General features: G+C 47.3%; 21 protein-coding genes and 1 pseudogene. 6 read left to right on the top strand and 16 right to left on the bottom strand.

The genetic code is table 11. The annotated features are described in order from the left end of the window. Positions 1–155: 155 nt before the first annotated feature. Positions 156–1,394, top strand: a complete 1,239-nt coding sequence (locus ACX1DY_RS01145; RefSeq protein WP_458962367.1) for an MDR family MFS transporter — start codon at positions 156–158, stop codon at positions 1,392–1,394. 198 nt (positions 1,395–1,592) lie between these two features. Continuing rightward, positions 1,593–2,075 carry a hypothetical protein gene (locus tag ACX1DY_RS01150; protein WP_458962368.1) on the top strand — a complete coding sequence of 161 codons (483 nt, stop codon included), beginning with the start codon at positions 1,593–1,595 and terminating at the stop codon, positions 2,073–2,075. A gap of 52 nt (positions 2,076–2,127) precedes the next feature. On the opposite strand, the pseudogene ACX1DY_RS01155 reads toward ACX1DY_RS01150, so the two are convergent. Together ACX1DY_RS01155 and ACX1DY_RS01160 are read right to left on the bottom strand one after the other, a co-directional pair. Next, positions 2,128–2,543 (bottom strand): annotated as a pseudogene (locus ACX1DY_RS01155) (YdeI/OmpD-associated family protein). Continuing rightward, positions 2,533–3,003, bottom strand: a complete 471-nt coding sequence (locus ACX1DY_RS01160) for a VOC family protein (protein ID WP_458962369.1) — start codon at positions 3,001–3,003, stop codon at positions 2,533–2,535. The pseudogene ACX1DY_RS01155 and the gene ACX1DY_RS01160 overlap by 11 nt, the downstream one beginning before the upstream one ends. Positions 3,004–3,105: 102 nt before the next feature. On the opposite strand from ACX1DY_RS01160, the gene ACX1DY_RS01165 reads away from it, so the two are divergent. Beyond that, a complete protein-coding gene (locus ACX1DY_RS01165; RefSeq protein ID WP_458962370.1) occupies positions 3,106–4,020 on the top strand; it encodes a helix-turn-helix transcriptional regulator in 915 nt (304 codons plus the stop codon). A gap of 9 nt (positions 4,021–4,029) precedes the next feature. Here ACX1DY_RS01165 and ACX1DY_RS01170 read toward each other — a convergent pair whose 3' ends face one another. Beyond that, positions 4,030–4,971: a helix-turn-helix transcriptional regulator gene (locus ACX1DY_RS01170; protein ID WP_458962371.1), complete on the bottom strand. Its 942-nt coding sequence runs from the start codon at positions 4,969–4,971 to the stop codon at positions 4,030–4,032. A gap of 151 nt (positions 4,972–5,122) precedes the next feature. Here ACX1DY_RS01170 and ACX1DY_RS01175 point away from each other — a divergent pair, with 151 nt between their 5' ends. Next, complete coding sequence (locus tag ACX1DY_RS01175; RefSeq protein WP_458962372.1) at positions 5,123–6,058, top strand: Gfo/Idh/MocA family protein; 936 nt, start codon at positions 5,123–5,125, stop codon at positions 6,056–6,058. A gap of 350 nt (positions 6,059–6,408) precedes the next feature. On the opposite strand, the gene ACX1DY_RS01180 is transcribed toward ACX1DY_RS01175, so the two are convergent. From ACX1DY_RS01180 to ACX1DY_RS01205, 6 genes are all read right to left on the bottom strand, one after another. After that, positions 6,409–7,122: an NAD(P)-binding oxidoreductase gene (locus tag ACX1DY_RS01180; RefSeq protein WP_458962373.1), complete on the bottom strand. Its 714-nt coding sequence runs from the start codon at positions 7,120–7,122 to the stop codon at positions 6,409–6,411. Beyond that, positions 7,119–7,817 (bottom strand): DUF4386 domain-containing protein, encoded by a 699-nt coding sequence (locus ACX1DY_RS01185; RefSeq protein WP_458962374.1) that lies wholly within the window; start codon positions 7,815–7,817, stop codon positions 7,119–7,121. Before ACX1DY_RS01185 ends, ACX1DY_RS01180 begins: the two co-directional genes overlap by 4 nt. 165 nt (positions 7,818–7,982) lie before the next feature. Beyond that, positions 7,983–10,622, bottom strand: coding sequence for a LuxR C-terminal-related transcriptional regulator (locus ACX1DY_RS01190; RefSeq protein ID WP_458962375.1), 2,640 nt, complete (start codon positions 10,620–10,622; stop codon positions 7,983–7,985). A gap of 244 nt (positions 10,623–10,866) precedes the next feature. Then, a complete protein-coding gene (locus tag ACX1DY_RS01195) occupies positions 10,867–11,634 on the bottom strand; it encodes a DUF817 domain-containing protein (RefSeq protein ID WP_458962810.1) in 768 nt (255 codons plus the stop codon). Between the two features lie 13 nt (positions 11,635–11,647). After that, positions 11,648–12,670 carry a hypothetical protein gene (locus ACX1DY_RS01200; protein ID WP_458962376.1) on the bottom strand — a complete coding sequence of 341 codons (1,023 nt, stop codon included), beginning with the start codon at positions 12,668–12,670 and terminating at the stop codon, positions 11,648–11,650. A 115-nt stretch (positions 12,671–12,785) separates the two neighbouring features. Continuing rightward, positions 12,786–13,295: a GNAT family N-acetyltransferase gene (locus ACX1DY_RS01205; RefSeq protein ID WP_458962377.1), complete on the bottom strand. Its 510-nt coding sequence runs from the start codon at positions 13,293–13,295 to the stop codon at positions 12,786–12,788. A gap of 173 nt (positions 13,296–13,468) precedes the next feature. Between ACX1DY_RS01205 and xerS the strand changes: the two genes are divergently transcribed. Together xerS and ACX1DY_RS01215 are read left to right on the top strand one after the other, a co-directional pair. Next, on the top strand, positions 13,469–14,551 hold the full coding sequence (gene xerS / locus ACX1DY_RS01210) for a tyrosine recombinase XerS (protein WP_458962378.1): 1,083 nt from the start codon (positions 13,469–13,471) through the stop codon (positions 14,549–14,551). A gap of 32 nt (positions 14,552–14,583) precedes the next feature. Then, positions 14,584–15,456 (top strand): pentapeptide repeat-containing protein, encoded by an 873-nt coding sequence (locus ACX1DY_RS01215; RefSeq protein ID WP_458962379.1) that lies wholly within the window; start codon positions 14,584–14,586, stop codon positions 15,454–15,456. A 157-nt stretch (positions 15,457–15,613) separates the two neighbouring features. Here ACX1DY_RS01215 and mobB read toward each other — a convergent pair whose 3' ends face one another. The 7 genes from mobB to lpdD all read right to left on the bottom strand — a co-directional run bounded on the left by mobB (position 15,614) and on the right by lpdD (position 20,576). Then, on the bottom strand, positions 15,614–16,363 hold the full coding sequence (gene mobB, locus ACX1DY_RS01220) for a molybdopterin-guanine dinucleotide biosynthesis protein B (protein WP_458962380.1): 750 nt from the start codon (positions 16,361–16,363) through the stop codon (positions 15,614–15,616). Positions 16,364–16,428: 65 nt separating this feature from the next. After that, complete coding sequence (locus tag ACX1DY_RS01225) at positions 16,429–17,709, bottom strand: molybdopterin molybdotransferase MoeA (RefSeq protein ID WP_458962381.1); 1,281 nt, start codon at positions 17,707–17,709, stop codon at positions 16,429–16,431. A gap of 88 nt (positions 17,710–17,797) precedes the next feature. Continuing rightward, entirely contained in the window at positions 17,798–18,271 is a 474-nt protein-coding gene (locus tag ACX1DY_RS01230) for a DUF5680 domain-containing protein (RefSeq protein ID WP_458962382.1), read from the bottom strand. A gap of 134 nt (positions 18,272–18,405) precedes the next feature. Continuing rightward, entirely contained in the window at positions 18,406–18,912 is a 507-nt protein-coding gene (locus ACX1DY_RS01235) for a DUF4178 domain-containing protein (RefSeq protein WP_458962383.1), read from the bottom strand. A gap of 50 nt (positions 18,913–18,962) precedes the next feature. Continuing rightward, positions 18,963–19,373 (bottom strand): DUF350 domain-containing protein, encoded by a 411-nt coding sequence (locus ACX1DY_RS01240; protein WP_458962384.1) that lies wholly within the window; start codon positions 19,371–19,373, stop codon positions 18,963–18,965. Between the two features lie 125 nt (positions 19,374–19,498). Next, a complete protein-coding gene (locus tag ACX1DY_RS01245; RefSeq protein ID WP_458962385.1) occupies positions 19,499–20,167 on the bottom strand; it encodes a PspA/IM30 family protein in 669 nt (222 codons plus the stop codon). Positions 20,168–20,243: 76 nt separating this feature from the next. Further along, positions 20,244–20,576 (bottom strand): prenylated flavin chaperone LpdD, encoded by a 333-nt coding sequence (gene lpdD, locus ACX1DY_RS01250; RefSeq protein WP_458962386.1) that lies wholly within the window; start codon positions 20,574–20,576, stop codon positions 20,244–20,246. Positions 20,577–20,608: the final 32 nt, after the last annotated feature.

Genomic DNA, 20,608 nt, shown 5'->3' on the forward strand with positions numbered 1-20,608 from the left:
GTGCTCCTTTTTAAAGGTGAAATACATCGAATAATTCTTACACTTTTATTTCCCCCTTTTATCATTACAATTATACACAAGCCGTTTTTTATTTCATAGCAGCTTACATAAGCAGTCTCAAAATTCAGCAGGAAGATTAGGAGAACCACAATCACATGAAACAGACTCTGCGGCAAATCCATCCATTGGCCTGGACCATCATTATCGGTACGATGTTCGGGCGTTTAGTGACCTCAATGAGCATTCCTTTTTTATCCATTTACTTGACGCAAGTCCTTGGCGCATCACATTCCCAGACTGGTCTAACTGTAGCTGTCAGCTCTTTGGCCGGTGTGCTCATCAGCTTTTATGGCGGATACATATCCGATATCTTTGGCCGCAAAATTGTTATGCTGGTCTCCGTGTTCGGCTGGGCCTGTGTCTTCTTCGGCTTCTCGTCAGCCCAGCATCTTTGGGTATTCTTCCTGGTCAATACATTGAACGGCCTATGCCGTGCTGTATTTGAACCAACCTCACGTGCGCTGCTCTCAGATATAACACCGCCTGACCATAAGCTGCTCGTGTTTAATCTGCGTTATGCGGCGGTGAATCTGGGTGTAGTGTTCGGTCCTATCATCGGCCTGCAGCTTGGTTCAGCCAAGTCAACCTTTCCGTTCCTGATTGCGGGAATCGTGTACGTTGCTTACGGAGTGGTGCTATTCATGCAGTTCTCTGCTCACCGCGCCAGCCTGCCAGTTCGTTCGAAAGCCCACGCTCCGCAGTTGCGTGAAGCTCTGGCGACAACCGGACGCGACCGCGTGTTTCTCCCGGTACTGCTGGGAACGATCTTCTGTGTGCTCGGCTATGGGCATTTCAGCTCCACGCTGGCGCAATATTTGGCGGTGAACCCTCACTTCTCGAACGGCGGGCAGATTTTTTCCTACATGCTGTCGCTCAACGCAGTCACAGTACTGGTCGTACAATACCCGATTGTCCGCACGGCCAGCAAATTTCCGCCGCTTGTTCCTTTGATTCTGGGGAATATTTGTGTAGCACTTAGCATGCTGCTGTTCGGGTTAAATGGCGGGGTGGCCCTGCTGATGTTCAGTGTTGTGCTGTTTACGATTGGCGAAGTGCTGCTCTTCACGATGATGGATATGCTGATCGACCGGATTGCCAAGCCTGAATGGAAAGGCACTTATTTCGGCACAATTGGCTTCAATAACCTTGGCAACGTCATGGCTCCGATCCTCGGCGGTGTGCTGCTCGATCAGTTCGGCGCCAGCAATGGCCCGGCCGTATTCGTGCCGCTCGCACTTACGACTGCAATTGGGTTGCCGTTCCTCATTACTGCACACAAAAGACTTAAGCTGCGAGAATCCGCAGAAGCAGCAATTACTTCACAGAGCGCTTAGCTCACGCGGGATCTAATATACAATACACCAAACAAGACCCGTCTTAGCCAAAGCGCTAAAGCGGGTCTTATTCTATTAGGGCTATTTTTTGCCAGTCTTCCATTCATAAATTGTAATATGAGATTTTTATACATTTATTTAAAATTATATGGTATATTTGAAGAGTAGTTACAAAAATAATCCAGAAAAGAGGTTATTATGAAAAAGATTATTCTTCTTTTTTTCGCGGCTTTTATGCTCCTGCTCCCTGTTTCCCCACGAACATTTGCATACGGAGAACGGCTCACGGTCTACGAATCATTTATTATGAATTCGAATCCGCTAGTATCAAACAACATTACGTATTCCCTGAATTTTACCACTTCTGGAGATATTCAGCTATGGAACAACCGCAAACGCACTATGTTATGGCACACCAATACCCGCGATCTTAGAATATCACAGCTCAGAATTGATCAATATAACGGAAGACTCAAGCTAATGGATTCTAATAATACTCCGTATTGGACGTCAGACAATAATGCATGGGCTAATGCGTGGTACGGACCAAATAATGTACCGGCAAACCTCCGGGGCGACCTTCTCATCGTTCAAGATGACGGAAATTTAGTTCTGTACAACACTACGGACTTGAATAGAGGCTGGTATCCTGTCTGGGCTTCAAATACAGGCGGGCAATAAGAAGATAATACTTAGAGCCGTGTTAAGATGCGGCTCTTTTTATTAGTAGCTTTTACGGGAATAGACGTCCGTTATCATTCCATTGACCGTACATTTTGTTTTCTCTAGTGTTTGTTATGAATTTGTCTAATCTGCTCCTATACAATTCTTGCTGATTCATATTGCTTTGTATCGTGTCGATCCGAACTCTTTTATAAAGCTACGCTCTTTATTTAATTCAGTCCACGAACTTTTTTTACTTCTAGGTGACAGCCTCTGAGCCAGCTCCGTTTCGGAAATTTTCTTTTTGATTCCATCAATCCATCCAAAGCACAATGCTTCCTCGACTACGTCCAAATATAATAACATATTAGGGGTAGGCGACATACTAACCAAGACCCAGCAAGACTTTTTGGTCTTGCTGTTTTCCTGTAGCCAGTTCCTCAGATCTTCTCTCGATTTTGCTGGAATCAGATTTTCAATTTCCATAATTACCTGCAATAACTTTTTCAAGAAACTTATCTGCGTCACTATTAAATTTCCAGCAGACCCCAAACTTATCAACCAGCATTCCAAAGCATGAAGACCAAGGAGTATTGGATAACGGCATCATAACATTGCCACCAACAGATAAATTATTATAGTATTCTTCCAGTTTTTGTTTATCATCGATGACTAGACTAATCAGTACATTATTTCCTTTCACCAACTCACCTGTTACCATTTTCATTGAAGGCAAAATATCCGACATCATTATTTTCCCGCCTGCGAATTCTATTGAAGATTCCATGATCATATTTAACTCATTTTCTGGCAGTGGATAGTTTGGATCTTGTGGAAAATCCTTAAATTTAGCTTTTTTTACTTCACTTGCATTTAAAGCCTCTGAATAAAATTCAATCACTTGTTCTGCAATCCCATCAAAGTTTAAATATGCAATAGCTGACATAAAGCAATACCTCCTTCTTGTGATAAATGTAGTATAATCTACAAAAGGTGACGGCTGTATGTCACCGTTCTTAGATTAAGTAGAGTAAAAGGAGGAGGAAATATGGACAAGGTTGAGAGACTTATTTCTATAATAATGATATTGCTGAAAAAAAATGTCGTTTCATCAACAGAATTAGCACAATTATTTAATGTTTCCAAAAGAACTATTCTTCGCGACATGGAAGCACTCAGTTTATCAAATATCCCGATCTATTCTATCAATGGAGTTAATGGCGGCTACGGTATTATGGATGAATATAAGGTTGATAAACGTCTTTTAAGCAGCTCCGACTTAGAGAATATATTAACTGCATTGAACGGAATGGAACAAATTCTAATTAGTGAAGAAGTTGAAATGACTATTAAAAAAATAGAAGCGATGGTTAGCCCATTGTCTCTGAAAAGTTCAATTCATTTGTCATTTTATGATTGGGAAGGCCGGTCTGAAATTCTTCAAACCTTGAAGATGTATCAAGAATCCATATTAAAGAGAAGGTTAATATCATTTGATTATATAGATAAAAATGGCACCACGACGAATAGAATTGTTGAACCGTATCAGCTTCATTTTAGCGAAACGAGTTGGTATTTGAAGGGATTCTGTTTACATCGCAAAAACTATAGAACGTTTAAATTATCTCGTATCGATAACCTTAATATGGATGAAAAAACATTTAGCCCCAGAGAATATTTATTAGAACAAGATCGCGAAGCATGCTTTCAACCGCAGCTAGCCGCTATTAAGGCATTGATTACGCCTAACATAAAAGATCAATTCATTGAAAGGTACGGCCGAAAGAGTATTGAAAACTATAGCTCTGAATTTTTATTAGCAACAATTTGTGTCCCTCATAACAGTACCGGATTTCAATTTTTAGCTAGCTTCGGCACAAATCTAATAATAGTAGAACCTAAAGCATATGCCCAAGACTTTCGAAATTATTTAAATAAAATGATGGAGAATTATTTGAATTAGAACATTTCTTCACAAATAAACCCCCTGCAGATGCACAAGCCGCCCCTTGATATACTCTCTAAGCTCTGGGGGATGCAGAATTTCTGCCACATCCAGCAGCTTCATCGCCTGCCCGCAGGCTGATTCGTAGCTGTACAAGTTCAGCGTCCAGTCGATATACTCACCCGTTTCCTTTTTCTCGATAACCTCAAGCTTGCTCATGGATTCCTGCCGGCCTTTTGCCGTCCGTACAACTGCAGCATAGAACTCTTCTTTTTTGCAGCTTTGCTTGAACGCCTCGCTCCCCTCCAGCCAATATTCCTCGAGGGAGAAATCTGCAGGAATCTCATAGGCTCCATCCGTAGGCAGGACCGAGATAATCCGCTCGCACTTAAAAGTACGCAGTTCTTCCGCCGCCTCGCAATATGCTGCCAGATACCAGTCCCCTTGCTTCACAATCAGCCCATAGGGATGAAGAATACGGGTGGTCAGATTCCCGCTCACCTTGCGGTATTTAATCTGAATTGCACGGCATCTCCAGACCGCAGAGCGAAGCTCCTCCAGAAAGGGCAGCTCGGCACGTTCATTCCACCATGGTGTATCATCGTAATAAAACCGGGTTTTGGCCTTGCGGATATCCTCCTGATAGGCTGCGGGCAAGGTCTTTTCCAGCTTGAGCAGAGCATTCTTCAGCTTCAGTCCCGATTCAGTTTGACCGTCAAAAGGGATGCCCATCCCCGTCAAATACAGGTTAATTACCTCTTCACCGTGCAGCTTCTGGAGATTCAGGGTATAGCCCTCCATCAAAGAGATTCCGCCCTTAGGCCCGGGAGTTGTCACCATAGGAATGCCGGATTCCGCCAGCACATCAATGTCCCTGTAAATGGAACGCACCGAGGTTTCAAGCGCCTCCGCCAGCTCGCTCGCCTTTATTCTCCCCCGGGATTCAATCAGTAAAAGTATAGCAATCAAGCGGTGCAGCCTCATAAAAAGCCCTCAATTCTATAATAAGTAGTCATTACTATTTTTGAAAAACATCTGCTGAGGGCTTCACAATTCTCGCCACTCAGTTGTCAACAATTCCTATGTATGATGAATGTATCAGAGAGAGGAGCTGCTGTAAATGAATATTGGCATATTGGGAACAGGCTTTGGAGCTTTCCATGCAAGCCTATTTGCATCTATGGAGGAGGTCAACCGGATTGTTGTTTTTGGCCGAAATGAAGCCAAGCTGCAGAAGCTGAAGGAGGATTTGGGAGTCGAGATCTCCACGTCCATAGATGAGGTGATATCGGACAGTTCGCTGGATCTGATCGACATCTGTCTGCCTTCCGCCCTGCACAGCAAATACGCAGTCGAAGCGCTTAAAGCCGGGAAAAATGTGTTTTGCGAAACCCCGGTTTGTCTGAACAGGGAGGATGCCCAGGCTATGCGGCAAGCGGAGGAAACCTGCGGAAAACGTATATTTGTCAACCAATTCATCAAATTTGATCATGCTTATTCCTACTTGTACGAGGCGGTACATAGCGGGCAATACGGCAAGCTTCTCCGTGTATCCCTAAAAAGAGAAACCGCGCCGCTATGGGGTGATCTCGGACTCAGTACAATCGCTGCGAATCTCATGATTCACGATTTGGATTTTGTGACCTGGCTGCTGGGGAATCCCCCATTATCAGTAGTCCGGGGAACTAGCGGCGGAAAAGACGGTCAAGCGCTGGTTGTTGCCGCTTTTGACACATCGGATGTATCTGCCGAGATCGTCGTCTCTTCACAAATGCCCCGAGCGTACCCGTTCACAGTCGGCTATGAAGCTTATTTTGAGCAGGCCAAGCTAGTGTTTCAGGAGAGCGATTATGCAGACGGCAGTATCGATGCTACGCTGTATGAATACGGGGCTTCCGGCAAACAAGAGATTGTTCTGGACAAGCTCAACCCTTATGAAAAAAGCCTCCGCTACGCGCTCCAAACCTTCCAAAGCGGCGGGGACTCCATCATTTTACTGGAGCATGCAGCAATCGCCGCAGAAGCTGCTTTTGAAATCACCCGGAGATTATCTTGATCATGCATTGTCTGTTTACGAGTCGCGCCCCCCCATCCTTTTTCGTGGTTTTAGTGTCAAAGGATCGCATAAGGGATGGATTGTTTATGTGGTTGCTGGGGATGTGGATAGGTTTAGGTTTTCTATTATGAATTTTTCATATGTTGAAATAAAAAGAATAGTGTGTAGATTTTTTCTATAACTTCATAGAGTAAATTTGAGTATAGGTTACATATTTAATATTATGTTAACATATACCTCTTCATTTCACTAAAAGAAGCGGAAAACGACCTGCTAATTCTTATGAATTCTCCATTATCCATGAACCAGTGATCTAAAATTCGTCAAAGCCAAAAATCAGAAAGTACGAGTTACTTATTATAAATTACTGGTGTTTTACAGTCCCAACGCTTCCAAAGCAATGGGTCTGTGGCCAGTTCCGTCATGAAGTGGCCTACGTTCCTTCTGCTTGTTTTTCCAGAATTGAATAAAGGGCTTCTAACGGGGGAACTTGTTACTTCATAAAGGCTTAATTCGTCGTGATTGACTAACGTGTCCGGTCTTACGACAATCCAACTGACATACTCATTTTCTTTTCCCAAAACGTCAACCAAGTAGTCGGCCGCCAGTACATTATCGCGATGCGGGGGCAAAAGCAAGCCCAATACAGAGAAGATTACCCTCTCCCCCCAGGAATGCGACTCCCCTATTGAGCGATTCGTATAGCCCGTCGTACTCATAAGGATCAGTTTAATTTTGTACTCGGACCTTTTCACAGCTTCGCTTACTTTCTGAATCGCATCTGAAACCAAATTGCGGGGTTTTCCGAACATCCCCTTGAGAGTAGGGGTGTGGCCGAGACAAGAGATCACCACGGTACAATCGCTCAGCAGATGACTCAGTTCGGTTCGATCAAGCTCGCTAATGCTCCCCTTCACGATCTCAACGTATGAGCTTTTCTCAATGTCAGGATCAAGAACAGCTGTTTTTCGGATAAGTATCCTTGTTGGTATGCTGCGGCTAATCAATTCCCTGACAACTTGCCGACCAGTAGCTCCACTTGCTCCTAGCACAACGATTTTCATGCGTTATTCTCCGCTCCTCTCAGCTCTTTATCGTCAACGTTAAATCCTTTTATCATTAGAAATAAAGCCAGAATCAATTCGCCAAAAGCCGTTGGCGCATTTAAGAGCAGATAGGCCGAAGTTGTGATCGAAATCCCGTCCGATAATAGAATCAACGTAGCGACAACTGTACAGATGGAACCTATCATCCCCCATACCGCCAGCCATCTTGGAATCCGTCCAGTTGTATAGAGGCAATAATACAGAATTAAACTGCCGATACTCCATGGCAAGATCATGCCGATATGATTAACGAAATCCCGACCCTGCCGAAGCCATTCTGCATTCCAATCAAAGATTACTTCGTTTACAGGAGTGGCCGATGCTGCACTTTGGCTGACTTCTATTAAAAGAGGGAGAAAACCGATTCCGAGGAACAGAAAACCTGCACCTATTAATTTGAAAGCGACAAATCCTGTTACTAATCGCTCGCTATAAGACTTTAGATGGGAATAAAACAATACGGTTATAGCAACATATGATATTGCCATTGCTGCTTGAAAGAAAGCCGCTGTCAACACTTGCTTTTCGAGATCAGGCAACTGTTCCAAATAATCGGGACGTTCTAATGCAGGCACAGAGCTAAAGATACCGAATATCAAGCTGCATATAAGAAGTAGCCCCAACAGGATCGCCGTTCGTCTATTTGTTTCCAATAGCCATTCACTCCCCGATATAATGAAATGCACTTACTACATCATATCGGTTCCCGGCAATAACGCGGTAGCTACTAAAGTAGGGTACGGAAGAAGGCTGCGACATATCCTTAAAAACAGGCTGGCATTTGCTGACGAACCCTGTTAATCAAGCGTTACGCAGCACTAAAGTAATCCGACCTCGCGAGCACGCGCAATCGCTTCTGTACGCCTTTTCACCTGCAACTTCTCAAATATGCTGCGATTATATCCTTTCACCGTGCTTAAAGCCAGGAAAAGGCGATTTGCTATTTGCTGATTAGAAAGACCCGCTGCAATCAACTGCAAAACATCCCATTCTCTCTCGGTTAGCGGTTCTACAAAAAACTCGGACAGGGCAGGATTGCTGCTGCCAGGAAATATGTTGCGCAGTTGTCTCTCCTCACGTAAATGAGTTATCAAAAACTTCGTATAATCCGGTTGTATTCTTCGAGCAGCCGCTTGAGTGACTAAATCGAGCATAGGTTTTCCTTCGTCGACAAATAACCGGACAAAGTCATCGCGCTTCGCCATTAGGAATGCATCATTCATTTGGTGCAATGCCATTTTCAGATCGCCCTTTTGCTGAAAGGCTACCGCCAAAAGCACAAGCAGCCGGAGTTGCTCATTCTTCTGTTGCTTCACTTTCGCTCGATCATACAACACGTTCAATAAGGCAATGGCAGCTTCAGCATTACCTTGAATCAGATATATTCTCGCCTGAAGAATACCGCTCCCATGCACCGCTGACAAGTTCCATTCATTTGAGGTTTCGTCTCGATAAAGAGAAAGGTTAAGCTTCAGGAGTGCAGCTTGTTCCACTAGATGCGAATAAGCTTGTTCCTGGATACTCTGACTGGCTTTCAACACCAGTTCCTCCGATGAGAGCAAGTCGTACCCGGCAAGCTTGATTTTTGCTGCAAGCAATTCGCACTCCGGCAACTTGTCCGTGTCTTCAAGCTGCCTGGCCAGCAACATACCCTGCTGTACATGCAATTCGGCTGCCTTTAAATCATTCCATTCATAGAAGATTCGGGACATGCCCAAATAGGCATCGCAAGCCGCCGGCAATGGCGGTGTACCGGCTAGTTGAATGACTTGTCGATAGGTTTGCATAGCCAGCTTCAATTGATTATCCTGCTCCTGAAGCTGACCAGCGCCCAAGGTTGCCATCAGCGTGATAATAAGATGTCCAATCGACCTTCCGATCGACATAGCCTCGGCATATGCACGTCTGGCAGCCGCCCATTCTCCCTTTAGCTGATAAGCAACGCCCTGTGTCCAAATGGTAGCGGCACGAACCGGATGGTTGCTAGGATGCAGATGCTTCAGAGAGATATGAGCTTGTTCGATAATGATATCCGCATCATTCCGGGCCGCTCCTAGCGTAGCTCTGATCGAAGCAATATGCCCTATTAGATCCTTGTTTCTATCGTCGAGTTCACCATCAAGCAGCAATGCTTCCGCATCTGCTGCATGCTGTTCGACTTCATTTAGCTTTCCAGTCATTAATAGTGCAGAAGCATAAAAAACATGCAGGGAAGGATTAGCAGCAAACAAAGAAATCTCTTGCTTCTCAAGCCAAGATAGAATGATTCTCGCTCCTCCGCGAAAATGCAGAGGCATTCCATCACCTTCGATCAGCCTGACAGCCCGCTCCACATCTTGAGCAGCGGTAGCATGATGAAATGCCTCAATGTCAAATCCATGCTCCTCCAGCCACTTGCTCGCACGGATATGCAGAGCGGCAGCTTCCTCCTCCCGCCCTCGAAAGAAATGAGCATAACGCTGGCGCAGCAAATCAGAAAAGAGATGATGATACCGATACCACTGACGTTCATCATCCAATGGAATGACAAAAAGATTACTTCGATCAAGAAAAACCAGGATTTCCTCCCCTTCCTTGTCTCTTTGCAGCATTGCATCACAAAGAGAACCACAAAATCGATCCAGAATGGAGGTTTGAAGTAAAAAGTCCTGAACTTTCTCGGACTGCTGCGACAGCACCTCTTCCATTAAATAATCCATCACAAACCGATGGCTGCCAGTAAAAGAAGAAATAAATGCGCTGCGATCCGTCCGATTTCTCATGGATAATGCCGCCAAGTGAAGCCCAGCCACCCAGCCCTCCGTACGTTTCTCCAAAGTCTCAATCTCATTGGGTGAAAGACGGAGGTTCATCCTTTGGTTAAAAAACTGGGTCGTTTCGCATTCCGTAAAACGCAAATCGTTTCCGCGTACTTCAACCAGTTCATTTCTTGCTCGCATACTTGCAAGAGGGAGCGGTGGATCTTCCCGCGTAATGAGGATTACATGCATGTTTGCGGGCTGATTTTCTATGAGGAAGCCTAACGCAACGTGTACAGCCTGAGATTCAATCAAATGGCAATCATCCAAAACGAGGATTAAAGGCTTGGCACAGGCGGAAATATCGTGGAGAAGTGCGTTAAGAACATAGGATATCGGCAATGATGGCTGGTAATGCCATGCATTTCTCAGCTCTTGGCTGTCATCGCCAGCGACTTTTTTGAACGCGGCCATGAGATATTGAAGAAATCGAATGGGATCATTATCATGCTCGTCCAGCGATAACCAGGTCGCTTGGTATGTACAATGTGCTAACCACTGACTCACCAAAGTCGTTTTGCCATAACCTGCCGAAGCGGAGACCAATGTCATTTTTCCATTTGAACCTTCGTGCAGCAGTTCAAACAACCGTGTACGCCTAATCATGTTAGAGCGCACAGACGGAATACGCAATTTTTCAGATTGTATGGCTACATTCATGTCCTTTTCCCCCTGCTTTCTGTATGTATGCCACCTACCACAGATTGCTTTCCTCTATGTTTCATCAGGAGATGAATTCAAATGCAATGGTCTACCAAACAATACCTGCTTATCTGAGTCAAACAGCTTGCGATACAATAGTTAACATAATAATATTTATGTCACCATCTGATGAACCTATCCTCTTCCTACATTACGATATCAATCACTTGCCCATCGCCCAATCTCAACTCGACCATGAATCCTACGTTTTCCGGCTAGCTTTAACATGTTTTAGCTGGGCAACAATAATAACGCTAATGATTACCAGCAGGAACCATGAGCTGATCTTGCTGAAGCTGACCAAATGCCAGGCGTGGTACTGGTTAGGATATTTCCAAGCATTAAAAAATGTCGCTATATTCTCGGCTAACCAGATAAAGAAACCTACTATGAAAAAAGCCAGTGTCAAGGGCATTCGATAAGTAGTATTTCGTACCCGATATATGATCCATGTTTTCCAAAAGACAATGAGCACAAGTCCCGTCAGCCACCAACGAAAATCAGGAATGAAATGGTGTGTGAAAAAGTTCAGATAAATGGCTCCTCCCAGTAATCCAGCAGAGGTAAGCCCCGGCCAGCCGGTCATATCCATCTTCAGTCTACGCCATATCTGACACATAAAGCTTGCGACACTTGCATACATAAATCCGCTATAGAGCGGCACACCAAATAACTTCGTAAGTCCGGGCTCAGGGTATGACCATGACCCCATTCTGACTTTATATATTTCCAGCAACAGACCAATACAGTGAAATATACAGATTACTTTAATTTCATCGAGTGTCTCTAATCCACTGCAGTACATGAGGTACTGAACTGCCAGCAGGATAACAAGAATGGCATCATAACGGTAAATAAAAGGCAGCTCGATTGCGCTGGAAAGAGCCAAAGTCCCAAATATCGCAACAGGAAAAATGCAGCTCATCGCTTGATGATAGCCAAAAAGCAGTAGTTGTACTATTGGTTTCATTGACGTTGTCGTATTAATCAATATTGGCGACCTTCCATTCCCCCTGCTTATTGCGCAGCAAAGAGATTGTATTGCTCCTATCCGCCAGATAACCCTCGTCAGTCATAGATTGATACACCACATTAAAATTCGCCCGCTGCGTACCTTCGGCAGGGATTCCGGCATAAGTGATCTCATTGAAACGGTACGTGATCGAATGATCAAGGAAAAACCCTAAGTATTCCCCCGCTTCCGGCGAGTACATTGTGTCTATAAATTTCTGCTTATCTTGACTAGCAATGGCTTCCAGACAATTCATTACCTCCTGAAGCATCTGCTTGTTCTCTTTGCCCTTTCCTACATCCGGCTCCTGAACAAAGACTCCGGCAACCAGCGGCGGTTGCTTCTTCATGTATTGGACTTCCCTCAGCATATCGACAAACAGCGGCAATAGCTTTTCCCTCTGCTCAGCAGTGGTCCGGATTTGCGCGTGGTACACTTGTCCTTTTGCTTTAAAAAGGAACACGTCCACTCTGCCATCGTTCTCTGTGTAGCTGCCCTGATATTCCTTGTACTGAAGCAATGCGGCTTTGCTCCCGTCTGAATCTGTTTTATCCAATTTTGTATTGGCTGGACTCTCTTCGCTTAATGGTTCAAAAACAATCCAATTTTGCTTATCCGCAGTTCCCCAGGCGGTTCTGCCATTCTGCTCAAATCGAATCATCTGCTCCGGCATAAACATCGCCAGCGGCTGGTGTTGATCGGCAGAATATTTCGCCTGTTGCTCCGTTCCTCCGGTCAAATACGCCCGTCCTGACCCGTCGTATTCAGGTACTCCGCCTGCAAACAACGATACTGATTGTGCGGAAGGGCGTGGAGTCGCCTCAACAGTAGCTGTATCCGTAGTTGCGGCAGCAGTTGAAGTGACAACAACTTCTGTTGCCAGACGGTCTGAAGCGTCTCCTTTCTTGGAATCTGCATCACTTGTGCAGCCTGAAGCAAGCACTGCTAGTGCGGATAGACAACCGATCCAGACAATTTTTTGGATGCTCAGCACGTAGAATCACCTCAATTAACAGACGCCGGAAATCCCTACAAGTTGCGCCCGGTAACAACGGTTTTCTCTTTTATGCAGGATTCTGTCTTGTCCGTTTCGCTTCTGGCAGGTCATTTTATTTATTAACTCTATTAATACTTAATGTGCTGAAGTATTGACTGGGATTCCCCTGCTTGGGATTGAAGCGTTCCTGGAACGCCCCGCCTGTGTAATCGCCAATCACCCGATGCCAGAAAGTGCGTGCAGGTGTATTGGCCCGGATCTGCGACACCTTCCAGTCGCCGGGAAACATATCGAACAGCCGATGTGCGGCCCAAGTGCCTACTCCGCTGCGGCGGTACTTTTGCATCACAAAAAACTCTGTCATGTAGAACTGCCCCTCCGAACTGCGCAGCAGACGGTCCACCAGCGCGAATCCGGCGATATTGTCGTCCACGGTAAATAGATAAGCAAATTTATTGGTACCGCTGTTCCAGTAAGCCTCAAGACCGGGATAGGACGGAAAAGCGCCGTCACGGTCCACCTCAAGCTCCAGATAACGGGTAAAGTCATATAAATAAAACTGCATCAGCCTGCTGATGGTATGGCGCTGCTCTTTGGGAACCAGCTCAATTCCAAGTTCCATAAGTCACCTCTGTGATTCACTTTTTATTACACATTCTATATCTTTGTCACCACAGGAGCAAGGCAAGCCCCCCTGAAGCTACTTCGAAATCCGGCCAAACTTCATGAAACATGGTAAAATGGAAAGACAACTCCGCATGCAAACAGCAATCCAAAAGGCAGGTGAACAACACATTGAGCATTCAAAAAAATAACGACCGCATACATCTCGATCAAAGAGTGCTGAATATGCCCTGGTTTGTACAGCAGTTCATTGACTATAAACGTCCAGATCTGTCACCTTCTACTCTGCTGGAGTACATCCGCGATTATGAATCGTTCTTCGGCTGGCTGCGGGCAGAGGGGCTCTCTCAAGCTGCAAGTCTTTCTGAAATAACCTTGCTTGATCTGGAGACGCTGCATATGGACAGTATTGTCGGATACCGCCTGCATTTGACTACCCGTGCCGAGGGCACGAATTCCAGAGTCACCGTATCCCGCAAGCTTTCCGCACTCCGATCACTTTTTCACTATTTAAGCCAGATTGCCGAGGACGAGAACTTCTATCCTTTACTGAAGCGCAATGTTATGGCCAAGGTGGAGATCAAGCGCATTCACAAACCTAAGGACACGGCCGCCAAGCTCAAAGGTAAAATTCTGGAGGAAGACGAGCTGCTGGAGTTCATAGGCTACATTTATGAAGGATATGGGCGCGATGTTGAAGCCAACAAGCAGGCCCTTTATTCCTTTCAGCTCAACCGTGAACGCGACGCCTGTATTGCCAGCCTCATTCTCAATTCCGGCCTCCGCGTCTCTGAAGTCGTCAATCTGAATGTGGATGATCTGGATGTGAACAATAAGCTGCTGTATGTCTACCGCAAAGGCAATAACGATGAAACGTTCAAAACCCCGGTCTATTTCCGTGAACAGGCCAGGGATGACCTCTCGCTCTATCTTAGTCTGCGGCAGTCCCGCTACAAGACGCCCAAACGGGAAAAAGCTCTGTTCATCGCGCTGCCGAACGGCACTCAGGAAGGTAAACGGATGACCAAACGGGCGATCCAGGAAATGATCATCAAATACGCCAAACGGTTCGGCAAGCCTTATCTGACTGTACATAAGCTGCGCCATTCTTTTGCCACGGATTATTATCTGCAAAATGATATCTATAAAACGAAGGAGCAGCTCGGACACGCCTCAACGGAAACGACCGAGGTCTACGCCCACCTTACGGACAAAACGATGTCCGAAGCGATTGAGCGTCGTCTGGAGAGCTGAATTCCCCATTATGGAAGGAGTCATTGCCTCAAATGTCTCATCAACATGAATTTCTATCTGCTTCACCGGATCTTAGCCATACCGATCTGCAGTCGAACTGTGAGGACTGCTTCGGCCTATGCTGCGCCGCATTGCCATTTGCCGCTTCATCAGATTTTGCCATTCATAAAAATGCCGGACAGCCTTGTCCTAATTTGCGGTCTGATTTCCGCTGCGGTATCCACACGGAGCTAAGGTCCAAAGGGTTCCGGGGCTGTACCGTCTACGAATGCTTCGGGGCCGGCCCCAAGGTCTCTCATGTCACCTTCGGCGGGCATGACTGGCGGCAGGCTCCGCATACCGCTTCACAAATGTTCGAGGTCTTCCCGGTTATGCGCCATCTGCATGAGCTGCTAAGATATCTGACTGAAGCTCTATCCCTGCAGTCTGCGGCGACGATTCACAACCAGCTTCGCTCGCTACTAGAGGAGACCGAACGACTGACCCTGCTGCCGCCCGAAGCGCTGCTGCAGGTCGACGTGCCGTCACACCGGGCAGAGATCAATGAGCTGCTTCTTCGGACTAGCGAGCTTACACGCGATGCCGCGCGGCGTCAGCTCAAGAATGCTCCCAAACGCCCTAAGAACTATGGGCGGGGAGCAGATCTGATCGGAGCCAAGCTCAAAAAAGCCGATTTACGCTGTGTCAGCCTGCGCGGCGCCTATCTTATTGCGGCAGATCTCAGCGGGGCTGACCTGAGGGGAGCGGATCTCATCGGAGCTGATTTCCGCGACACAAATCTTTGCGGCGCCGACCTTACAGACACTCTCTTTCTGACCCAATCGCAGCTTAATGCGGCGAAGGGCGATGCCTCAACCAAGCTTCCAGCCGCATTGTCACGCCCTGCGCACTGGACCGGCTTGTAAATTTGCTTTCGCAATTATTGGCTCTCTTCCAGCATACATGCCAGGATAGCAGAACAGCGGCCCTTTCTCCTTCAATGGGAGAATGGGGCCGCTGTTCCTTGTGACGAAGTTTTTAGGAGACGTACTACTAGAGGTTGGGGGTAGCATTTTGGATTTTCTATTGTGAATTTTTCATATGCTGAAATTTTGAAAATAAAAAACGTTGCTGCCACAAGAATTCGGCAATTCCCACGCTATCGTTAATGCTGAATTGGCTGATGCCCGGCATCTGCGGAAGCGAGGCGGCATCCGCTGCCGTGCTCCAGAGAGCAACCGCTGACAAATTGCTCACTTCGCTCAGCAGCGAGAAATCCGCTTCACGGCGGATCAGCCCGATTTTGGGATACTGCTCCTGCTTGAAGCCCTCCACCAGCACATAATCGTAATCTGCAAAAGCGGCAATCAGCTCGGCCAGGCTGCTGGCGCGTTCTTCAATCTTTGCTGTACGCGTACCGCTTGTAATAGCCACTGCCGAAGCTCCGGCCTGCCGCTGCTTCCAGGTGTCCGTTCCCTCATGGTCCATATCAAAATCGTGGCCGTCATGCTTGATCACAGCAACCGTACAGCCCTTGCTCCGCAAAAGCGGAATCAGCTCGCAGATCAGCGTAGTTTTGCCGCTGTTCTTGTAGCCGACAATCTGGCAAACGGCGGGCGAAGCAGTATCGCCTCCTGTTGCCCGCAGACTCCCGGGTTGGTCAGCCATGCCTGCCGTCGAATTCGCGGCTTGCATCGAACACAGATTGAGGTTGCTACGGGCATTACGGTGAACCGATCTGCTTCCACTACTCCCGCTGCTTGATGTTACGCGGCCTCTATCAGTGCTGATCCTGCCGTCTCCGCTGCTTAGTATCTTCAAGCTGTTCTTCATAGGCTCTTGCCTCCGCCGCCTCATTCCAGGTCTCCTCCACCTTTCACTTGATCCAGTCCTTCTGCTCAGCCGCGAATGTCACCGGGCAGCTTAAGCACCTTCACAAGGGTCCCTGCCGTCAATCCCCGTTCTTCCGGCGGAACGATGATCAGGCAGTCGCTGTCCTTGATCGTAACCATTACTGAAGATTCATCAATGGCGGCCGGATAAGCGTATATTTGCCCCCCTTGAATCTCCAGCCGGGAACGGACAAACCGGGTATAGTTGTTCACTTTGGAATAATCCGCTCCAAGCACCGCCGTCCACTCCGGCAGGAATGGCTTCTCGGCTCCCTGCATTCTCCCGATAACGGGCCGGGCGAACAAGTGAAATCCGACAAAGCAGGCTCCGGGATTGCCTGACAAGGCCAGCAGAAGCTTGCCGCTGCGTACAGCCGCAGTTGTCACGCTTCCCGGGCGCATCGTTACTTTGTTGAACAGCATGTCCCCGCTGTTCTCACGGACCAGATCCCCCATAATATCATAATCCCCAACGGACACACCGCCGGTGGTAATCACCAGATCATAGCTCTCCAGCGCCAGCTGCACCTTGCTCCGCGCCAGCTCGATATCGTCAACGATTGCACCGAGCATAACCGGCTCCGCGCCGCTCTCCCGTACCAGCGCTTCCAGCATGGGAGAGTTGCTGTTACGGATTTTGCCGGGAGCTAGCGGTTCATGCACCTCCAGCAGTTCGGTCCCGGTTGCAAATATCCCCACTCTAGGTCTGCGCCGCACTTTCACAACAGGCATGCCAAAGGCGGCCAGAACAGCAATATCCCCCGCCGTTATGATCTTTCCGGCCGGCAGCACAAGCACCCCTTCCTTCAGTTCAAAACCGATCGGAGTAATATTTCGCCCGGCCTGCTGCGCTTTGCGGATTCCCACTTGAGTTATGCCCCCAGCTTCCCTGCTCTCCGTTGCTTCAAGCATAACAACGGTATCTGCACCCGCCGGCACCTGAGCTCCGGTCATAATCCGCGCAGCCATTCCGCTCCGGATATCGACACCAGGCACTGCTCCGCATGGGATGTCGTCTACGACGTCCAGCCAGATTAAGCCATCCTCCCGGGTCTTCTCTGTATCTGCCGCGATGAGCGCATAACCGTCCATCCCCGAGCGGTTAAATGCCGGAAATGGATGAGGCGCATACACAGGCTCGGCCAAATAACGTCCGGTGCTATCATTAAGTGGTATCTCTTCCATGTCCATCAGCTTCGTATACTTAATAACCCGTGACTGGGCTTCTTCAACCTGGAGTGCTTTTCGACGAAATTTAGAATCCATTGCTTCTTCTTTGCTGTTCATATGTCAACCAACCTCTTCTGTCTCGTATTCTCGTTATAGAGTACACGTCAATTATTTCCGCTATTCATACAGCACTATTTTATACCATTCAGCAGATAAATCCACCGCAATATTGCAGCGAATATATCTCTGTCCCCTGCCGCAAGATCTTCTCTTTCCCGGAAAAACGCTCTAAATCCCCTTCGTTTACATCAAAATACTGATACTCTCCTTCACTGAAGGATCGCGGTCCCCTGTATGGATGATCCTCCGCTACCCGGCGCATCGCTTGTCTCAAAAAAGCATATGTATCCTTAACCTCATCAAGTTTCAGTTCCTTTATTGTTCCGCCGCCGTATGTCATTGACCAGATGGCCTGTCCACCGAAATATATCGTTTCCTGTCCGGCAAAATAGGCCATGCCCAGATATAAATCCCGGTAGAAATAATCTCCGTCCCCGTATTCCAATTGGCGGTATCCTTCAAGCAATGGCGGAACCGAAGCCTCGTCTCCTTGAGCTGCATATGTTGCATTTTTAGCCTTCAGCAAAAATTCCACAAGTGGTTTCTTCTCTATTTCCATTCTAATCCACTCCCTTCTGCCATTATGTTCTCATCTTAGCACAAGGAACACACGTTCTCAATTCATGTAATAAAAAGAAAACGGCCGTTTCGTCCTCTACATGGACAATACAGCCGTTTCGGTAAGCACCTTTCTTAATTCGCCCGGATCACCCTTACATCACCCGGGATGACTTTTTCGCCTTCGTACAGCATAAAACGGCCGTTCTGCCACTCCACCCGCAGCAGCCGGGAATCATCGGACTGGTACTGCCAGACATGCTGCTGTCCGCCGTTCATATAAGGAGTCTGACCCTTAACTTCGGAGTATCCCTCGTATTCTTCCTCCAAGTAGTATGTGTAATCATCCAGCTCCAGAGTTGCCGGGACCTCGGCGGGATTATCCAAGCGCCCGTCAATCGGCTGATACAGCCCATATTGCAGCTGCTCCCGCTCTTCGATATGCAGATAGGCAATACGGCTGCCGTCACGTAAGGTCAGCACCACAGCATTGCGTCCGCTGGTCTGGGTCCGGCCCGTTACCTCGTAGGTAACCAGCGAGACCTCGCAAATGTCGCCCGGGGACAGGTTCAGCATGCTTTTGGGTGCGGCCGGAGCCTCCGGCTTCGAGAATATATTGCCAATACGCTTCCATATACTCAAACTCCATCATTCCTTTTAAAAGTTTTGGCTTTAAAGTCTAACATAAAGCATTATCCTTGAATAAATGCAGCTATAATCAAGGCTCCGGTCAAATGCAGCGAGCCTGCCAGCAGCCCGTAGCCTATTTTGCCCAATTGGGTGCCATAGTCAAGATCGAGCTTGCCCCAGCGGCTCAGCAGCAGTTCGACTGTTTTTTCCAGAGAGAATAAAAGAATAAAGGAGACTATGGAGATTACAATGGCATCTCCCAAACTGTTCGAAGAGGCAATGGAGGACGATAAGATGCAGCCTTGTGCCAAAAGCTTCAGCACGAATCTAGTAGTAACCGCCATATTGCCTGCCTTGAGCTCCTCTAAATCGTTGTAACGGGTAAACAGCGAATCCACGAACATCAGCACAAACAGCAGCACTGCGCCGCACACCGTCCATACCACCATAGACACCAGAGTATGGAAATCCATTGCTTTAGCCCCCGATTGTCAGTTTGCCTGCCCTCCCCGGGCAGCATAGAGAAGGCGAAGGAGAAACCGCTCTTTCTCTCCTTCGCCTGTGAACATCAGATTTGCTTCCGGCTTATGCCAATATATTATTGTTTGTCGTATTGCTTCATCAGCGCGGCCAGCTCGTCTTCCACAGCCTGATCCTTGCCCAGCTTCTCGAATTCGTCATCCAGCGATCTGTTGCCAGCGCTCATCTCGTTGCTGGCTTCAGCCTGAGCTTCAGCCTGCAGCATTTTCTCTTCCATACGCTTGAGACCCGCGGAAGCCGAATCGGAGCTGAATCCGCTCATCGCTTTGTTGATTTCCGTTTGCGCCTTGGCTGCATTATAGCGCGCAACCAAAGTTTCACGTTTATTCTTCATTTCTGTAAGCTGTTTGCGCATTTCTTCAAGCTTGTCGCGCAGGTTGTCTGCCGATGCCTTATTCTGATCGAAGCTGGCTTTGTATTCTGCAAGCTTGGCTTCAGCGGCTTTCTTCTCTTCCAGTGCGCGGCGCGCCAGATCCACATTGCCGGCTTGGGCAGCGGTATGTGCCTGCTGGTTGCGTTTGTTCACCAGCGCTTCCTGTTCTTCATAGAGCTGCTTGAATTTCTTCTCGATGGCGATCTGGGCGGCTACCGCTTTTTCAGCATCCTCCAGATCCTCAGTCATGTCCCGAATGTATTGATCCGTCATTTTTACAGGATCTTCTGCTTTATCAATAATCGCATTCACATTGGACATCGTTAAATCACGCAATCTTTTAAATATAGACATGGTTCATTCCTCCAAAATTAAGTTAAATGCTTATTTGTTATCTATTACGCAGGAAGATTCATTAACGTTTCAAATTTTACCAAGATAAATATTGATCTAATTTTCGGTTCACGGTTTCCACAACCTGGGCTATGCCCTCTTTGCTCAAATTGTCATAATGAATGCCCATAACTACCGTAACTGTTCTGTTCAGTACAGCAGCCGCTTTGAGCGCAGCGGACTCGCTGATTGTGTGCTCCTTGTGATGGGGGACTGCCGAAGTAGATACCTTGGCTACGCCATCTTCAATATAAGCAGTGCTGGCAGCGCCAATATGGCGGACGCCTCCGGTAATGAGCAGCAGCAGATCACGGCCAACCTCCACAGCAGTCAGCTCGATATCGTCAGGATGAAATTCTGATGCAGCCAAGCGGAATCTCCCCTTTCCCATGATATGAACCT

It is taken from the genome of Paenibacillus sp. BAC0078 (genome assembly GCF_054483875.1).

Bases quoted from the DNA above. Each gene is read 5' to 3' on its own strand.
- ACX1DY_RS01145 (WP_458962367.1), top strand. From the start codon at position 156: ATGAAACAGACTCTGCGGCAAATCCATCCATTGGCCTGGACCATCATT.
- ACX1DY_RS01150 (WP_458962368.1), top strand. From the start codon at position 1,593: ATGAAAAAGATTATTCTTCTTTTTTTCGCGGCTTTTATGCTCCTGCTC.
- ACX1DY_RS01160 (WP_458962369.1), bottom strand. From the start codon at position 3,003: ATGTCAGCTATTGCATATTTAAACTTTGATGGGATTGCAGAACAAGTG.
- ACX1DY_RS01165 (WP_458962370.1), top strand. From the start codon at position 3,106: ATGGACAAGGTTGAGAGACTTATTTCTATAATAATGATATTGCTGAAA.
- ACX1DY_RS01175 (WP_458962372.1), top strand. From the start codon at position 5,123: ATGAATATTGGCATATTGGGAACAGGCTTTGGAGCTTTCCATGCAAGC.
- ACX1DY_RS01180 (WP_458962373.1), bottom strand. From the start codon at position 7,122: ATGAAAATCGTTGTGCTAGGAGCAAGTGGAGCTACTGGTCGGCAAGTT.
- ACX1DY_RS01190 (WP_458962375.1), bottom strand. From the start codon at position 10,622: ATGAATGTAGCCATACAATCTGAAAAATTGCGTATTCCGTCTGTGCGC.
- ACX1DY_RS01195 (WP_458962810.1), bottom strand. From the start codon at position 11,634: ATGAAACCAATAGTACAACTACTGCTTTTTGGCTATCATCAAGCGATG.
- ACX1DY_RS01205 (WP_458962377.1), bottom strand. From the start codon at position 13,295: ATGGAACTTGGAATTGAGCTGGTTCCCAAAGAGCAGCGCCATACCATC.
- ACX1DY_RS01215 (WP_458962379.1), top strand. From the start codon at position 14,584: ATGTCTCATCAACATGAATTTCTATCTGCTTCACCGGATCTTAGCCAT.
- mobB (WP_458962380.1), bottom strand. From the start codon at position 16,363: ATGAAGAACAGCTTGAAGATACTAAGCAGCGGAGACGGCAGGATCAGC.
- ACX1DY_RS01225 (WP_458962381.1), bottom strand. From the start codon at position 17,709: ATGAACAGCAAAGAAGAAGCAATGGATTCTAAATTTCGTCGAAAAGCA.
- ACX1DY_RS01230 (WP_458962382.1), bottom strand. From the start codon at position 18,271: ATGGAAATAGAGAAGAAACCACTTGTGGAATTTTTGCTGAAGGCTAAA.
- ACX1DY_RS01240 (WP_458962384.1), bottom strand. From the start codon at position 19,373: ATGGATTTCCATACTCTGGTGTCTATGGTGGTATGGACGGTGTGCGGC.
- ACX1DY_RS01245 (WP_458962385.1), bottom strand. From the start codon at position 20,167: ATGTCTATATTTAAAAGATTGCGTGATTTAACGATGTCCAATGTGAAT.